Source organism: Gordonia namibiensis NBRC 108229 (assembly GCF_000298235.1).
In the GTDB taxonomy this organism is placed as follows: Bacteria; Actinomycetota; Actinomycetes; order Mycobacteriales; family Mycobacteriaceae; genus Gordonia; species Gordonia namibiensis.
The window spans coordinates 127,601-143,668 of sequence record NZ_BAHE01000015.1; the positions used below are offsets into that span (position 1 = coordinate 127,601).

Consider the following 16,068-nt stretch of genomic DNA (forward strand, 5'->3'; position numbering starts at 1 on the left):
CAGCTATGCTGCGGTAGTTAATAGCGGCTCACTCCCGTTATGACCACGACCGCTGCAGGTGCTGGCGCGCCTGAGTGGTCATCGTCGGTTAGAGGGGAGTAAACCGAGACTGCGGAATACGCGATAGAGACTATTGCGGCTGCGGCGTTCGGGGCGATCCTTTACACGGTGATCACCGGCGACAACATCGTGAGTGCGCTGACCGGCATCATCGGGAAGGCGCTCAATACCTCGGTGGGTGATGTGTTTGCACGCGTAGCGGTTTCGGCTGTCGCAGCTGGGTCGGGATGAAGACGGGATGGTGACGGTCGAGGCGGCCTATGTCGTGGCCGCGATCGTCGTCGCGGTGTTGCTCGCGGTCGGTGCCATCGGTGGCGTGACGGCCCAGATCCGTTGCACCGATGCTGCGCGGGAGGCGGCGCGGTTGACGGCAGCAGGCGATGTTCGGCGCGCGAGGTCGCTAGACGAATGGCGGGGGATCGGGCGGTGGTGTCGGTGTCGGTGCAGGGCGAACGTGTCGTCGCGCAGGTGCGGACATCGGTGCCGCTGCTGCCCGGGCTCACGTTGTCGGCACAGGCGGTGGCCGCGAAGGAACCACGCGGCGAGGACGAGGTGGTCTTCGCTCCCGGCGTCGAACCGTGAGAACCCTCCGCCGTCTCGTCGCCGACGACCAGGGCAGTGCAACGGTGCTGGGTGCGTTCGCGATCGCCGCCCTCGCCGCGGTTCTCGTCATGGTGATCTACGTCGGCGCGGCCGTGCTCGCCCGCCACCGCGCACAGTCCGCCGCCGACCTGTCTGCGCTGGCGGCCGCTGCAGACCATGCGGCGGGGGAGTCCGACCCCTGCACCGCTGCGCGTGCAGTGGCGGCAGCGCAACATCCATCAGCCGAGGTGGTCTTGTGCCGGACGGACGGTGAGGACGTACTGGTCTCGGTGCGGGTCCCGGTCGACGTGGGCAGCTTCGGGGTCCGGGCAGCCACGGCGTCGGCGCGGGCCGGGCCCGTCGAGTGACGGGGGAGCGCTACCCGCGACTGTCCTCGTCGACGACGATCCGCTTGGGATACACCCGGACCGATTGCATAGGGGCGAACCACAATTGGTGAAAGTGCACGTCGGTGTCACCGCGGTAGGCGAGCTCGAAGGCCTCGGTTCCGGTGTTCAGCGGGATCCACGGTCGGACCGCCCGCACGAACGACGACCAGTGGATCAGTTCGCCCTCGGTCAGGAAGCCGCCTGCAGCAGCCCAGGTTTCGCCGGACTGTGCGTCGGACGAAGCCAGGTACACCTCGCCGAGCGACGGGGTGATCCGCGGGCCGATCATAGCGGTCTGCAGGTACCACTGCGCGGTGGTCACCACCGGGGTGAAGCCGCCCGATCGGGCCGCGCACCACCCGTAGTGCAGGTCGAGGGCGTCGAGTGCTGCCTCCTCGGAGAAGAACACATCGCGTTCGCCGATCGAGGCCGGCAGGTTGTCGGTGTCCTGGGTCGGTCGCGCGAGCAGGAAGAAGGCGCGCGAGGGCCGGGTCACCACCCGCTTCGTCCCGATCCCCCGATCGGATGCCTCGTCATGCATGAGCCAAGTATTGCCGAGACAGCAGCTCGAGGACGGCCACTGCGCCATCTTTGTCCAACGGATCATTGCCGTTGCCACACTTGGGGCTCTGCACACACGACGGGCAGCCGCTCTCGCATCCGCAGCTCGCGACGGCGTCTCGGGTGGCGTCGATCCAGGTGAGGAAGGCGGAGTGCCCGCGCTCGGCGAAGCCCGCCCCGCCCATGTACCCGTCGTAGACGAAGACGGTCGGCAATCCGGTGTCGGGGTGGAGGTCGGTGGAGACGCCGCCGATGTCCCAGCGGTCGCATGTCGCCACGAGAGGGAGGAGTCCGATCGCGGCGTGCTCGGCCGCGTGCAGTGACCCGGGCAGCCGCGTCTCGTCGATCCCGGCCTCGGCCAACACCTCGGGCGTCAGCGTGTACATGACCGCCCGGGTGTGCAGGGTCTGCTCGGGCATGTCGAGTTCGACGGCGTCGAGGACCTCGCCGGTCCGCAGCGTCCGCAGGTAACCGACCACCTGGTGCGTCACGTCGACCTCGACGAAGGCCACGGTCAGCGGACCGAACTCACGGCTCTCGATGACGGAGGTGATCGAGATGTCGGTGGTCTCGCGTGCAGAGGTGGTCCAGTCCGGGTCCTCGGGATGTGCCAGAGCCAGGCCGTCGTCGAGGTCGAGTTCGTCGACGAGGTACGTCTCGCCCTGGTGGATGTGCACCGCCCCGGGGTGCACCGTCGACATCGCACGTCCGGTGTCGACGGTGCCCAGGACCTGCGAGGTCGTGGTGTCGACGATCAGCACCTGCCCGCCGATGCCGCCCCGGATGTCGATCTCGGCGTGCGGTTCGACGCCGGCGGCGACGTACCAACCGGACTTCCGCTTGCGCAGCAGCCCTTCCGCCGCCAGATCTTCGGCCACCGGCCGCGCATCCCAGGCATCGATCTCGGCGTCCGAGAGCGGTTTCTCCGCAGCGGCACACAGCAGATGCGGCCCGAGGATGTACGGGTTGGCCGGGTCGGTGACAGTGGCCTCCACCGGCTTGCCGAGGAGCGACTCGGGATGGTGCACGAGATAGGTGTCGAGCGGGTCGTCGCGGGCGACCAGGACCACCAGCGAATCCCCGGACTCGCGCTGGCGACCGGCACGGCCCGCCTGCTGCCAGAACGACGCAACCGTTCCGGGGTAGCCGCTGACGATGACGGCGTCCAATCCGCTGATGTCGACACCCAATTCGAGTGCGTTGGTGGTCGCGACACCGAGCAGCTCGCCGTCGGAGATCGCCTTCTCGAGCTTGCGCCGGTCGTCGGCGAGATAACCCGCACGGTAGGCCCCGACCCTCGATTCGAGTTCGGGCGCACTCTGCGACAACAGGTTCCGTGCGGACAACGCTGTCAGTTCGACGCCGCGCCGGCTGCGCGCGAAGCACAGTGTCCGTGCGCCCTCGACCACGAAATCTGCCAGTAGCCGTGCGGATTCGGCGCCGGCGGAGCGTCGGACCGGTGCGCCGTTCTCGCCGGTCACCGCCGGCAGGAAGTCCGGCTCCCACAATGCGACGGTGCGTTCACCGCGCGGCGAACTGTCCTCGGTCACCGCGACCGCGGGCTCGCCGATCAAGCGGCCCAACGCCTCCGCGGGTTGTGCGACCGTTGCGCTGGCGCCGATCACCGTCGGATTCGCGCCGGCCGCCCGGGCGATCCGGAGGAGCCGTCGCATGACGAGCGCGGTGTGCGAGCCGAAGACGCCGCGGTAGTGGTGGCATTCGTCGACGACGATGTAGCGAAGATGCCGGAAGAACTGACGCCACCGGGCGTGATGGGAGAGGATGCCGATGTGCAGCATGTCGGGATTGGTGAAGATCCACCGTGAGTGGACACGCGCCCACTGCCGGATCTCGGGGTCGGTGTCGCCGTCGTAGGCGCAGGGCTGCAGATGCCCGAACTCCGGCCGCCCGGCGATGACCGAGGAGACCGACCGGATCTGGTCCGCGCCGAGAGCTTTCGTCGGTGCCAGGTATAACGCTGTCGAATTCTTTTCATTCAACAAAGTCGAAAGAATCGGCATTTGGTAAGACAGCGATTTACCCGATGCGGTGCCCGTGCAAATGGCGACATGATTACCGCGGAATGCCTCGTCGGCGGCGCGGGCCTGATGCGTCCAGAGGCGTTCTATTCCGTTGTCCGCGTAGGCGTCGAGGAGTGCTTTGGGTACCCATTCCGGCCACTCGGCGAAAGTTGCAGGGCGCGACGGGATTACCGACAGGTGCGTGAGTGGGGACTCGTCGGGGTCGGTGCCTGCGAGGGACCTGGCGAGGAGGTCTGTCCCGAATGTGGAGTACTGCATTTTATGGAGGAAACTCTTCAAAGTGGTGTCGACGCGGTAGGTCTGGGGAGCTCGGGATGTTACCGACGGATGTCGTGCTGCTGAAGTTTGGCGAGGTTTTTGCTCATCTTGGTTGATGCGACTATCGCAACTGGGCCGGACATGATTGACTGGGTGCGGCCGCAGCTTTCGCAACCCGTCGAGGCGGGCGACAAGCGTGTTGCAGCCGTGGTACTGAGGTTAGTTTGGCGGATCGAAGCAGATCTTCGCGGGGCTCTTTGAGGTATGGCGGTCAACCGGCCACGACGCGATGACCCATCGTGTCGCGACAGTTGATATGTAAAGGATTGCAAGACATGGCACAGGGAACTGTGAAGTGGTTCAACGCGGAAAAGGGCTTCGGCTTCATCGCGCCTGACGAGGGCTCCGACGACGTGTTCGTCCACTACTCCGAGATCCAGGGATCCGGTTTCCGTACCCTCGAGGAGAACCAGCGGGTGGAGTTCGAGGTCGGCCAGGGGACCAAGGGCCCGCAGGCCACCGGCGTTCGCGCGGTCTGAGACCACCTGCGCAACTGCTCACGCAGATTGCCGATAACCGCTCCTGTCTCGATCAGTCGAGATGGGAGCGGTTTGTTTTGTGTGGGCCGATGAAGCGCCGCCGCGAACCGCCGCGGGAAAGGCCGGTTTCGCGGACCCGGACCACCTAATCTCGATCTGTGGGCCAGTTGTCGTTTTTCTCCGCGGAGACCGAGGAGCCCGCGTACTCCGATCTCGCGGGTCTGCTCGCGGCGCACGGTCAGGCCGTCCGTTCGGATTCCGGTACGCGGGTCTCGATCGTCGTCCGCGATCGCTGGCGCGCGGAGCAGATCGTCGAGGAGATGCGGACCTCCGGTCTCGACGCCGAGGTCACCACTTCTGATGAGGGCACCCCGCTGGCCCGCACCGCCGCGAGTCATGAACTGGACTCGCTGCACCAGGCGTGGTCGGCCGGAGCGGTCAAGGCGATGCCCGCCGGCTGGATTCCGTCGTACCGAGCGCTGCGGCTCTGGGTGATCGCCTCCGGCCACTCCGACGAGGGCCGCTACCAACTCGGTCTCGACCCGCACGCCCCCGACACCCACGCGGCCCTCGCCACCGCTCTGATGCGGGTGGGGATCGCACCCACGCTGGTCGGCACGCGGGGCCATTCACCTGCACTGCGTATCGCCGGACACCGCCGTCTCGTTCGTTTGCACGAATACGTGGGTCCTCCACCGAATGCCGCGGCGGTGCCGGATTGGCCACCTGCGGACATCCATTAGCGATCTCGACGAGAATTCTTTGACCTGGGAAAACGCGGGCTGGTAGCGCGGTATGGGTCACATCTGACAGCGCGACATGGAATTCAGATGTGCAAACGGCGCTATACATAAGGTACAAACCCATCGAACACACCTGTTTCAACGCGCAGGTGGTTCTCCACCCAGTCAACCGAAGGACGCCCCGGTGGCCGAGACCAGCACCGCATCCCGCTCTAGTGGGGGAATCCGACGACTCGTGATCGTCGAGTCCCCTACGAAGGCGCGCAAGATCGCCGGTTACCTCGGCTCCAGCTACGTGGTGGAGTCGTCCCGCGGCCACATCCGCGACCTGCCGCGCGGCGCCGCCGACGTGCCCGCCAAGTACAAGGGACAGCCCTGGGCCCGTCTCGGCGTGAACGTCGACGACAACTTCGAACCGCTCTACGTCGTCTCGCCGGACAAGAAGACCACCGTCAGCGAACTGAAGTCGCTGATGAAGGATGTCGACGAGCTCTACCTCGCCACGGACGGTGACCGCGAGGGGGAGGCCATCGCCTGGCACCTCCTCGAGACGCTCAAGCCGAAGATCCCGGTCAAGCGGATGGTCTTCCACGAGATCACCGAACCTGCGATCCGCGCCGCCGCCGAGAACCCGCGTGACCTCGACATCGACCTGGTCGACGCCCAGGAGACCCGCCGCATCCTCGACCGCCTCTACGGCTACGAGGTGTCGCCGGTCCTGTGGAAGAAGGTCATGCCGAAGCTGTCGGCGGGGCGTGTGCAGTCCGTTGCGACGCGCATCATCGTCGAGCGTGAACGTGAGCGCATGGCGTTCGTGTCCGCCGAGTACTGGGACATCGCCGCGACCATGGACGCCGGCGCCGAGGCCAGCCCGTCGACGTTCAAGGCACGTCTGGTCAACGTCGACGACGCCCGCGTCGCCACCGGTCGCGACTTCGAGGCGACCGGCGAACTGAAGAAGTCCGACGGCGTCGTCGTGCTGAACGCCGACCGTGCGGAGAGCCTGGCCGCAGGCCTGCGTGGCGCGGCCATGACGGTGACGTCGGTCGAGGAGAAGCCCTACACCCGCCGCCCGTACGCGCCGTTCATGACGTCGACGCTGCAGCAAGAGGCCGGCCGCAAGCTGCGGTTCACCTCCGACCGCACCATGCGCATCGCGCAGCGGCTGTATGAGAACGGCTTCATCACGTACATGCGTACCGACTCGACGAGCCTGAGCGAGTCGGCGATCAACGCCGCCCGTGCCCAGGCCCGCGAGTTGTACGGCGACAACTTCGTCCATCCGACGCCGCGTCAGTACACCCGCAAGGTCAAGAACGCGCAGGAAGCCCACGAGGCGATCCGTCCCGCGGGCGAGACCTTCCGGACCCCCGGTCAGGTCGCCGGCCAGCTCGAGGCCGACGAGTTCCGCCTCTACGAGCTCATCTGGCAGCGCACCGTCGCCTCCCAGATGGCCGACGCCAAGGGCACCACGCTGAGCCTGCGCATCGCGGGTACCGCCTCCTCGGGCGAGCGCGCGACCTTCGCCTCGTCGGGCCGCACCATCACGTTCCCCGGCTTCTTGTCGGCCTACGTCGAGACCGTCGACGAGCAGACCGGTGGTCAGGCCGACGACGCCGAGAACCGCCTGCCGCAGCTGACCGAGGGACAGTCGCTCACCGCGACCGAGCTCACCGCTGACGGCCATTCGACCAACCCGCCGGCCCGCTTCACCGAGGCGTCGCTGGTCAAGGTGCTCGAAGAGCTGGGCATCGGCCGTCCGTCGACCTACGCCTCGATCATCGGCACCATCCAGGACCGCGGCTACGTCGTGAAGAAGGGCAACGCCCTTGTCCCGTCCTGGATCGCCTTCGCGGTGGTCGGGCTCCTCGAGGCGTACTTCGAGAGTCTCGTCGACTACGACTTCACCGCGACCCTGGAAGACGACCTCGACCAGATCGCCACCGGCAACGAGAACCGCACCAAGTGGCTGACGGAGTTCTACTTCGGCGACGAGCGGTCCGGCGACGACGCCGAGGCACGATCTGCATCGTCGGCGATCGCCCAATACGGCGGCCTCAAGAAGCTCGTCGGCGTCAACCTGGAGGAGATCGACGCCCGCCAGGTCAACTCGATCCGGCTCTTCGACGACGAAGAAGGCCGTCCGATCTACGTGCGCGTCGGCCGCTTCGGCCCGTACCTCGAACGTGACGTCAACGCGAACAAGAAGACCGACGCCGACGCCGAACCCGATCTGCAGCGTGCCAACCTGCCGGCCGACATCACGCCGGACGAGCTGACCCTGGAGATCGCGGAGAAGCTGTTCTCGACGCCGCAGGAGGGTCGCTCGCTTGGCGTCGACCCGCTGACCGGCCACGAGATCGTTGCCAAGGAAGGACGTTTCGGTCCGTACGTGACCGAGATCCTGCCGTCCGACGACGATGACGACGACGGTGATGCCCCGATCACCATCCCCGCGGGTCCGACGCCGCGCGACGGCGGATCCCCCGGTGCCGGCGGCAGCGATGCCGGCGACGCCGATGTGGTCCCGCTGGATTCCCCGGGCGGCGGCACCACCACCAAGACCAAGCCGGCTGCGAAGAAGGCCGCCAAGAAGGCAGCGAAGAAGGCCGGTCCCAAGCCGCGCACCGGCTCGCTGTTCAAGTCGATGGACATCTCGACGGTCACCCTCGAGGATGCGCTGAAGCTGCTGTCGCTGCCGCGCGTCGTCGGCGTCGACCCCGAGTCCGGCGACGAGATCACCGCGCAGAACGGCCGCTACGGTCCGTACCTGAAGAAGGGTTCCGATTCGCGGTCCCTCGGCAGCGAGGAACAGCTCTTCGAGATCACTCTCGAGGAAGCCCTGAAGATCTACTCCGAACCGAAGCGTCGTGGACGGCAGGCTGCTGCTCCGCCGCTGCGTGAACTGGGGAAGGACGACGAGGTCAGCGGCAAGCCGATGGTCATCAAGGACGGCCGCTTCGGTCCGTACGTGACCGACGGCGAGACCAACGCCAGCCTGCGCAAGGGCGACGAGGTCGACTCGATCACGCCGGAGCGCGCGATGGAACTCCTCGCCGATCGTCGTGCCCGCGGTCCGGCCAAGAAGGCGGCGAAGAAGGCTGCCAAGAAGGCCCCGGCCAAGAAGGCGGCGAAGAAGACGGCCGCCAAGAAGACCGCGAAGAAGGCTGCCGCCAAGAAGACGACGGCCAAGAAGACCGCGGCCAAGAAGACGGCCGCGAAGAAGACGGATTCGTCGGAGGACTGAGCGCCCTTCGTGGCTCGCTTCGCTCGCACCTCAGGGAGCGGGGGTTGGCCGCACTCGCACCTCAGGGAGCGGGGGTTGGCCGCGCTCGCACCTTCGTGAGCGGGCGGGGGTTGCCGCGCTCGCGCCTCGGACGCGATGGCCGGCTTCAGTCCAGGCGGTACGGCTCCATGTGCGGGCGGGCGAGAAGGGTCTCGATCCCTCGTCCGCGGAGTTCAACGCCTTCGCCGATCTCCCAGTGCTCGGCCTCCTGATGCGAGGCCAGGAACACTGCACGGGCCGAACCCAGCACACGGGTGGGCTCGTCCTTCGCGAGTTCGGTGAGACGGGCGGCCTCGTTCACCGGGTCTCCGATGACGGTGTACTCGAGGCGCTGTTCGGCGCCGATGTGACCGGCAATCGCCTTGCCTGCGGAGACGCCGATGCCGATGTCGGTGTCGCCGAGGGTCTGGTACAGCTCGGCACGTAGTTCGCGCGCGGAGGCCAGAGCGCGGCCGGCGAAGTCGTCGAGGTCGAGGGGAGCGCCGAAGATCGCGAGCGCTGCGTCACCCTGGAACTTGTTGACGAAGCCGCCATGGCGTCCGACGACGGTCACGACCACCCGGAAGAACTCGTTGAGCAGCTCGACGATCTCGCGAGGCGGACGGTTCACCGCCAGGCGCGTCGAACCGACGATGTCGACGAACAGCACGCCGACGTAGCGTTCCTCGCCGCCGAGTTCGGTACCGGTCTCGATGGCGCGTCGAGCGACGTCCTCGCCGACGTAGCGGCCGAACAGGTTGCGTAGTTCCTGTCGTTCGCGCAGGTCGGCGACCATGTCGTTGAAGCCGGCCTGCAGCAGGCCGAGGTCGCTGCCGTCGTAGATCTTCACCGCGACGTTCAGGTCGCCCTCACTGACCTTCGACTGGGCGCGGCGCAACTGCTTGATCGGGTCGTTGATCGCGGCCACCACGCGCACGATCGCGATGACGCTGAATGCGAGAGCCGACACCGCCATCCACAGGATCGGACGTTCCAGGCCGGTGGAGTCGCCCTCGAAGATGTCCAGCCGGTGCAGCACGATCAGGCCGATGATGACGACCATCGGTGCAACGACGCTGATCACCCAGAACGCGGTGATGCGGGTGGTGACGCTCGGGGCGATCGCATGGTCGGGGTTGTTGGCCATCGCGGCGACGGTGATCGGCCGCATGACCTTTTCTGCCTGCATGTAGCTGAGGGCGCAGGTGACCATCGCACCGATGGCGCTCGCGATGGCGACGATGAAGGCGTTCTTCGACGACACCGTCAGGTTGACCAGGGTGAAGAGCGCGCCGCCCACCACCCACAGCGCGGCGTTGACGACCGTCAGCAGCGTCGGTAGCGCGAGGGCGCGGCGTCGGGCGGCCTCGTTGTCGAGTCGCGTGCGTCTTCGGTGCCACACGAGCACGGGTAGCGACAGCTGGATACTGGCGTACCCGCCGATGACCATCGCGATCAGCAAGTAGCTCGCGAAGATCACCTGGTTCAGTGCGGTGATCTCGTCCAGGCTGATGGAATCCTGGAGCGGCATCCCGAAGCGGAGGAAGGCGAAGGTGAAGAGCGCGCCGACGAGATTCGCGCGGAGCATGTCGAGCGCGAGGATCGGCCACGGCGTATGAATCAGCCAACGGCCAAGGTGCAGCACCTTGGACCATCGCGACCGCTGTTCCACCACGGAGACTACGGTAGCTGGCTGCTTGCAATCGTTAAACACGGTTCCGCCCCGTTGGCGTGTCCGAACTGCGGTTTAGGGTGTCGTTGTGACCAATGTCTTTGATCGGCTGACCGGCCAAGAGGCCATCGCGGACGATCTGCGGGCCGCCGCGCGTGCTGCGCGGGTCCTCGCGCAGCAACTCGACGCGGGCAGCAGCGAGGGCCTGTTCGTGCCCGACGACGAGATCCCGGGCGTCGACGCGGGGTGGTCACGCGCGTCGATGACGCACTCCTGGTTGTTCACCGGGCCGCCGGGAAGCGGTCGTTCGGTCGCTGCGACGTGTTTCGCTGCCGCCCTGCAGTGCCAGTCGCCCGAGTCTGCGAACGTCGGGTGCGGCGAGTGCCGCGCGTGTGTGACGGTGATGGCAAAGACCCACGCCGACGTCCGGCACGTCGTGCCCGAGGGTCTGAGTCTGGCGGTCAACGCGATGCGCGACATCGTCCAGGCCGCCGCCCGACGCCCCGGGACCGGTCGCTGGCAGATCGTGATCGTGGAGGACGCCGACCGCCTCACCGAGCAGGCCGCCAACGCGCTGCTGAAGGTCGTCGAGGAGCCGCCACCCCGCACCGTCTTCCTGCTGTGCGCGCCGTCGGTGGACCCCGAGGACATCTCGGTCACCCTCCGATCGCGATGCCGGCACGTCGCGCTGGTGTCGCCGACACCCGCGGCCATCGAACGGGTCCTGATCGAACGCGACGGCCTCGACCCCGACCAGGCCCGATGGGCGGCGTCGGTCTGCGGCGGCCACATCGGCCGCGCCCGGCGCCTCGCCACCGACCCCGACGCCCGTTCCCAGCGGGAGAAGGCGCTGTCGCTGGCACGGGCGGCTTCCCGGGATTCGACGGCGTACGCCGCGGCCGAGGAGCTGGTGCGTTCGGCGGAGACAGCGGCCAAGGCGATCAGCGCGGAACTCGACGAGGCCGAGACCGAGGAGATGAAGACCGCGCTCGGTGCGGGCGGCACCGGCAAGGGGACCGCCCGGATGCCCCGCGGTAGTGCCGGCGCGCTCAAGGAGCTGGAGAAGCGACAGAAGTCGCGGGCCACGCGCGTCGGACGCGACGTCCTCGACCGCGCCCTCGTCGACCTCGCCGCGCTCTTCCGCGACGCGCTCGTCGTCGGGGTCGGGGCGAAGGTGACCGCGATGCACCCCGACAAGTCCGACGACATCTCAATACCCCTGGCCGGCTACGCCCGCCCCGAGCAGCTGCTGTCCTGCGTCGAGGCCGTTCTCGACTGTCGTGAGGCGCTGGACATGAACGTCAAACCCAAGTTCGCGGTGGACGACATGGTCGCCCGGATCGGGTTGGCACTCAAGCGCAAGGTCGACGCCTAGATCAGCTGGATCACAGATCTCGCTGATCCACCCAATATTGGTAACTGATGTGTTACCAATATTGGGTGGATGCATTCGAGGCGATCGCCGACCCGACTCGTAGGGCACTCGTCGAACGTCTCGCGCAGCGCCCCGCGCGCGTCGTCGATCTCGCGGCCGAACATCCGGTCAGCCGTCCCGCGATCTCGCGCCACCTGCGGGTCCTCGGCGAGGCCGGCGTGGTCTCGGCCGTCGACCGCGGCCGCGAACGGCACTACGAACTCGTGCCCGGCGGACTGGCGCCGGTGCGCGACTGGCTCGACGAACTGGCGTCGGGGGGAACGCCGCCGTTCGGCGAGCATCATCTCGACGCGCTCGATCTCGAGGTGCGACGCACCGTGCGGGAGTTCGACGACCCGAGCCACCAGACCGGCGAACAGAAGGAGACAGGATGAATGCCGACGTGACGGCCACCGGCCGCCGGGAGATCCGCGACGGGGTTCCCTATGTGGTCCTCGAGCGCACCTTCACCGCGCCTGTGGCCGCGGTGTGGGCGGCCATCACCGAACCAGCGCGGCTGGAACGCTGGGTGGGGACCTGGGACGGCGATCCGACCGACGGTTTCGTCGATTTCCGTATGACCGCAGAGGGTGAGGACGCGGCGCCGGAGCAAATGTCCATTCTGGAATGCGAGCCGCCGAACCGGCTCGTCGTCGAATCGAAATCGCCCGATCCCGAGGGCGGACCCGACGACGTGTGGCGGCTGGAGTTGGATCTCAGCGAGGCCGATGGGACCACCACACTCACGTTCGCGCAGGGACTTCCACGCCCCGAGATGGCCGAGAACGTCGGTCCCGGGTGGGAGTACTATCTCGACCGGCTCGTCGCGGCCGAATCCGGCAGCGGCGTCGACGCGGTGGACTGGGATGCCTACTATCCGGCGCTGTCGGCCCCGTACGCGCAGATGTTCGCCGGCTGAGTACGTCGCGACTCTTACGCGGCGGTAATCGGGTTGCAACACGGCCTCTTTAACGTCTCCGGTCATGACACGCCCCCTGGGTACGGGGATCAACATCTCTGGACTGACCAAGACGTTCACCTCCCGCTCGTTGCGCGGGAGTTCGACGGTGACCGCGTTGTCCGACGTCTCGCTGAGCACGTCGGAGGGTTCCTTCCTGTCATTGCTCGGTCCGTCGGGCTGCGGCAAGTCGACGGTGCTGCGCATCCTCGCCGGCCTCGAGGACGCCACCTCGGGGACTGCGTTAATGAACGGGCAATCACCGCTGGACCTCCAGCGAAACCACGAGCTGGGCATCGCCTTCCAGGATTCGGCGCTGCTGCCGTGGCGCTCGGTGGAATCGAACATCAAGCTGCCGCTGCAGGTCGGTGGTCTGCCGGCCGACGACGACCTCGTCGCCGACCTGATCGAACTGGTCGGCCTCAAGGGTTTCGAGATGTCCAAGCCCGCGATGCTCTCCGGCGGTATGCGCCAACGTGTTTCGATCGCTCGCGCGCTGGTGGTGAAACCGACTGCACTGCTGCTCGACGAACCGTTCGGTGCGCTCGACGACATGACCCGGCAGCGGCTCAACGTCGAACTGCTGCGCATCTGGACCGAGAAGCCGGCAACCACGCTGATGGTCACGCACGGCATCGCCGAGGCGGTCTTCCTCTCCGACGTGGTCGCGGTCATGAGTCCACGTCCGGGCACGGTCGTGGAGGTGGTTCCCATCGATCTGCCGCGGCCCCGCGTCCCGGAGATGATGCGTACACCCGAGTTCCATGCGATCCACGACCATCTGTCCGGACTCCTGTTCGGCAAGCAGGCGACCACCGAAGCGGCCGAAGACGTTGCTCCGGAACCTGTTGCGGAGGGTGTGCGTGGCTAGATTCGGGTCGGTCCGATGGGTGGCCGGTCTCGGGGGAATCGTCGGGCTCATCGTGGTGTGGTGGATCGCCGGCGCGCTGGAGCTGTTCGGCGGAACGATCCCGACGCCGTGGTCGGTACTCGCCGAGATCGGTGAGACCGGGTCCTCCTACTACGTCGACAACTTCTCGCTGACAGTCGAACTCGCGCTCCGCGGCTTCCTCTGGGGCAACGGGCTCGCGATCGCCCTGGCCGTGGTCGTGATCTTGTTCCCGCCGGTGGAGGGACTCGCGACCCAGCTCGCGATCCTGTCGTACTGCACGCCGATCATCGCGGTCGCGCCGATCATCCAGGTGGCCTTCGCCGAGGTGACGACGATGATCGTCTTCCTCGCCGCCATCTCGGTGTTCTTCACGACGATGATCGGGACGCTGTCGGGATTGCGCTCACCGCACGCCGGAAGTCTCGACCTCATCAAGGTCTACGGCGGTGGCCGCTTCGCGCAGCTGTGGCGGGTGCGGTCCGTCGCCGCATTGCCGAACACGCTGGCCGCCATCAAGATCGCTGCTCCGGCCGCTGTGCTCGGCGCCGTGCTCGGTGAGTTCCTCGCGATGCCCGAGACCGGTGCCGGACCGGCGATGATCATCGCACAGCAGAGCGGCAACATCCCGCAGGTGTGGGCCATCGCCCTGATCAGCGGAGCGGTTGCGGGCATCGGTTACGCCGTGGTCGCGGTGATCGCCAAGTATGCGACGGCCTGGTCGAACGGAACGGCGGCGGGACGATGAGCACCGAGGCGGGAACGGGTGGCCTCGGAACCGGCGGCCTGTGGGCGGCAGGACGTTTCCTCGGGTCGCTGCTGCTGTCGTTCGCCCTGATCCTGGTGATCTGGTGGCTGTTCCTGCTGGCCTTCCCCGACATAGGGCCGATCATCGGGCGCACACCGGTCGATGTGTTCGACTATCTCTTCGTCGATGCCGACGCGCAGGCGGCCCGGAACGTGATCTTCGGCAATCTCTGGATCACGTTGCAGGATGCGGCAATCGGTTTTCTCGCAGGCATGTTCGCGGCGATCGTCACGGCGGCGATCTTCGTTGTGTCGCGGTCGGCCGCACAGACGTTCATGCCGATCGCCATGCTCCTCCGGTCGGTGCCGCTGGTCGCGATGACACCGCTGATCACCGTGGTCGTCGGTCGTGGCGTCGCGGTGGTGGCGGTGATGGGCGGGATCGTCGTGTTCTTCCCCGCGCTCGTGATGATCATGACCGGGCTGTCGAATGCGCCGCGTCAGATCACCGATGTGATCAGCGTGTACGGCGGTGGGCGCTGGACGGCGTTGCGGCGCTCCGCAATTCCGTCGGCGGTGCCATCGCTGTTCAGTGCGGCCAAGGTCTCGGTGCCGGGCGCGCTCATCGGCGCGACGGTCGCCGAATGGTTGGGGACCAACAAGGGTCTCGGTGCGTCCCTGCAGCGGGCCCTGCCCGCGGCGGCCTATGACGAGCTGTGGGCCTCGGTCCTCGTCATCACCGTGGCTTCGATCGTCATCTACGCCGTGGTGGGTGTCGTCGAGACTGTCGTCCTGTCACAGATGGGAATGCAGCACAACTGAGGTCGAGCACTCGCACGACCGGATCTGCTTCTGGCGAAAGGTAATTCTCACATGGCGAACTCCTTCGACCGTCGGTCGTTTCTCCGCTATTCGATGATGGGCGGCGCGGCCGCCGGCGCCCTCGGTCTGACCGGCGCGCTGTCGGCGTGCAGTTCCGGCGGCACCGCGAGCGGGGGAACGAGCTCGACCAATCCGAAGGTCCAACTGTCGTGGCAGAAGAACATCGAGTTCGCGGGTGAGTACTTCGCCCTGGAGAACGGCTACTTCGAGGAGGCGGGTCTCGGCACGCCCGAGCTGATCACCGGCGGTGGTGCGGGTACCGGCGTGGAGAACGGTCTGACGTCGAACAAGGTGTGGATCGGCATGTCCTCGCCGCAGCTGACCGCGCCGGTGATCCTGCAGGGCGCGAAGCTGATGACCGTCGCTGCGACGTTCCAGCGCAACCCGTTCTGCATCGTGTCGTCAGCGGACAAGCCGATTCTGAGTCCGGAGGATATGAAGGGCCGCAAGATCGGCGTCCAGGCGACCAACGAGAACGTCTTCCAGGCGTTGCTCACCGCCAACAACATGACCGAGGCCGACATCCAGAAGATCACGGTCCAATACGACCCGACGCCGCTGAAGAACGGCGAGGTCGACGGCTGGGTCAGCTATGTGACCAACGAGCCGATCACCCTGGAGGAGAGCGGCTTCCCGAATGCCAACTTCCTGTTCGCCGACTTCAACCTGCCGCTCGTCGCCGAGACCCTCGTCGTCCGTCAGGACACCATCGACAACGAACGCGACAAGGTGAAGGCCTTTCTCAAGGCCGACATCAAGGGCTGGTACGACGCGGTGGCCGATCCGGCGGGCTCGGCACGGCTCGCGGTCACCAAGTACGGCAAAGACCTCGGACTCGACGAAGCCGAACAGACCAAGGAGGCCATCGCCCAGAACACCCTCGTGGTCTCCGAGGACACCAAGGCCAACGGCCTGCTCACGATGACCGACGAACTGATCGCGCAGAACATCGAAGCCCTCGCCAAGGGCGGCTTCGCGCTCAAGGCCGAGGACATCTTCGACATGTCGCTCATCAAGGAGGTCTACGAGGAGAACCCCGACCTGAAGAAGTGACCCGCCCTATCATT

14 protein-coding genes and 2 pseudogenes are annotated in these 16,068 nt (G+C 66.8%); 13 read left to right on the forward strand and 3 right to left on the reverse strand.

Annotated features, from left to right (window positions below; all coding sequences use genetic code 11):
* Positions 1 to 108: 108 nt before the first annotated feature.
* The 3 genes and pseudogenes from GONAM_RS22415 to GONAM_RS09915 all read left to right on the forward strand — a co-directional run.
* A pseudogene (locus GONAM_RS22415) lies at positions 109 to 291 on the forward strand (DUF4244 domain-containing protein); the annotation flags it as partial.
* A gap of 7 nt (positions 292 to 298) precedes the next feature.
* Positions 299 to 642 (forward strand): annotated as a pseudogene (locus GONAM_RS09910) (TadE family type IV pilus minor pilin).
* Entirely contained in the window at positions 639 to 1,010 is a 372-nt protein-coding gene (locus GONAM_RS09915; protein WP_006866624.1) for an Rv3654c family TadE-like protein, read from the forward strand. Before GONAM_RS09910 ends, GONAM_RS09915 begins: the two are co-directional and overlap by 4 nt.
* 10 nt (positions 1,011 to 1,020) lie before the next feature.
* Here the strand turns inward: GONAM_RS09915 and GONAM_RS09920 are convergent, their stop codons facing one another.
* Together GONAM_RS09920 and GONAM_RS09925 are read right to left on the reverse strand one after the other, a co-directional pair.
* Positions 1,021 to 1,572, reverse strand: coding sequence for a hypothetical protein (locus GONAM_RS09920; protein ID WP_006866625.1), 552 nt, complete (start codon positions 1,570 to 1,572; stop codon positions 1,021 to 1,023).
* Entirely contained in the window at positions 1,565 to 3,892 is a 2,328-nt protein-coding gene (locus tag GONAM_RS09925; protein ID WP_006866626.1) for a DEAD/DEAH box helicase, read from the reverse strand. The genes GONAM_RS09920 and GONAM_RS09925 overlap by 8 nt, the downstream gene beginning before the upstream one ends.
* A gap of 335 nt (positions 3,893 to 4,227) precedes the next feature.
* Between GONAM_RS09925 and GONAM_RS09930 the strand changes: the two genes are divergently transcribed.
* The 3 genes from GONAM_RS09930 to topA all read left to right on the forward strand — a co-directional run bounded on the left by GONAM_RS09930 (position 4,228) and on the right by topA (position 8,421).
* Entirely contained in the window at positions 4,228 to 4,431 is a 204-nt protein-coding gene (locus GONAM_RS09930) for a cold-shock protein (protein ID WP_004022110.1), read from the forward strand.
* A 158-nt stretch (positions 4,432 to 4,589) separates the two neighbouring features.
* Complete coding sequence (locus tag GONAM_RS09935) at positions 4,590 to 5,174, forward strand: hypothetical protein (RefSeq protein WP_006866627.1); 585 nt, start codon at positions 4,590 to 4,592, stop codon at positions 5,172 to 5,174.
* A 184-nt stretch (positions 5,175 to 5,358) separates the two neighbouring features.
* Complete coding sequence (gene topA / locus GONAM_RS09940; protein ID WP_040535946.1) at positions 5,359 to 8,421, forward strand: type I DNA topoisomerase; 3,063 nt, start codon at positions 5,359 to 5,361, stop codon at positions 8,419 to 8,421.
* A gap of 145 nt (positions 8,422 to 8,566) precedes the next feature.
* Here topA and GONAM_RS09945 read toward each other — a convergent pair whose 3' ends face one another.
* The gene (locus tag GONAM_RS09945; protein WP_006866629.1) at positions 8,567 to 10,084 is read right to left on the reverse strand and encodes an adenylate/guanylate cyclase domain-containing protein; all 1,518 of its coding nucleotides are present in this window, start codon (positions 10,082 to 10,084) and stop codon (positions 8,567 to 8,569) included.
* A gap of 115 nt (positions 10,085 to 10,199) precedes the next feature.
* Here GONAM_RS09945 and GONAM_RS09950 point away from each other — a divergent pair, with 115 nt between their 5' ends.
* The 7 genes from GONAM_RS09950 (at position 10,200) to GONAM_RS09980 (ending at position 16,054) form a co-directional block, all read left to right on the forward strand.
* The gene (locus tag GONAM_RS09950) at positions 10,200 to 11,486 is read left to right on the forward strand and encodes a DNA polymerase III subunit delta' (protein WP_006866630.1); all 1,287 of its coding nucleotides are present in this window, start codon (positions 10,200 to 10,202) and stop codon (positions 11,484 to 11,486) included.
* A gap of 65 nt (positions 11,487 to 11,551) precedes the next feature.
* Positions 11,552 to 11,920, forward strand: coding sequence for an ArsR/SmtB family transcription factor (locus GONAM_RS09955; RefSeq protein ID WP_040535949.1), 369 nt, complete (start codon positions 11,552 to 11,554; stop codon positions 11,918 to 11,920).
* Positions 11,917 to 12,444, forward strand: coding sequence for an SRPBCC family protein (locus GONAM_RS09960; RefSeq protein ID WP_006866632.1), 528 nt, complete (start codon positions 11,917 to 11,919; stop codon positions 12,442 to 12,444). Before GONAM_RS09955 ends, GONAM_RS09960 begins: the two co-directional genes overlap by 4 nt.
* A 64-nt stretch (positions 12,445 to 12,508) precedes the next feature.
* On the forward strand, positions 12,509 to 13,354 hold the full coding sequence (locus tag GONAM_RS09965; RefSeq protein WP_006866633.1) for an ABC transporter ATP-binding protein: 846 nt from the start codon (positions 12,509 to 12,511) through the stop codon (positions 13,352 to 13,354).
* Positions 13,347 to 14,120 carry an ABC transporter permease gene (locus GONAM_RS09970; protein ID WP_006866634.1) on the forward strand — a complete coding sequence of 258 codons (774 nt, stop codon included), beginning with the start codon at positions 13,347 to 13,349 and terminating at the stop codon, positions 14,118 to 14,120. Before GONAM_RS09965 ends, GONAM_RS09970 begins: the two co-directional genes overlap by 8 nt.
* The gene (locus GONAM_RS09975; protein ID WP_006866635.1) at positions 14,117 to 14,941 is read left to right on the forward strand and encodes an ABC transporter permease; all 825 of its coding nucleotides are present in this window, start codon (positions 14,117 to 14,119) and stop codon (positions 14,939 to 14,941) included. The genes GONAM_RS09970 and GONAM_RS09975 overlap by 4 nt, the downstream gene beginning before the upstream one ends.
* Before the next feature lie 51 nt (positions 14,942 to 14,992).
* The gene (locus GONAM_RS09980) at positions 14,993 to 16,054 is read left to right on the forward strand and encodes an ABC transporter substrate-binding protein (protein ID WP_006866636.1); all 1,062 of its coding nucleotides are present in this window, start codon (positions 14,993 to 14,995) and stop codon (positions 16,052 to 16,054) included.
* Positions 16,055 to 16,068 lie beyond the last annotated feature (14 nt).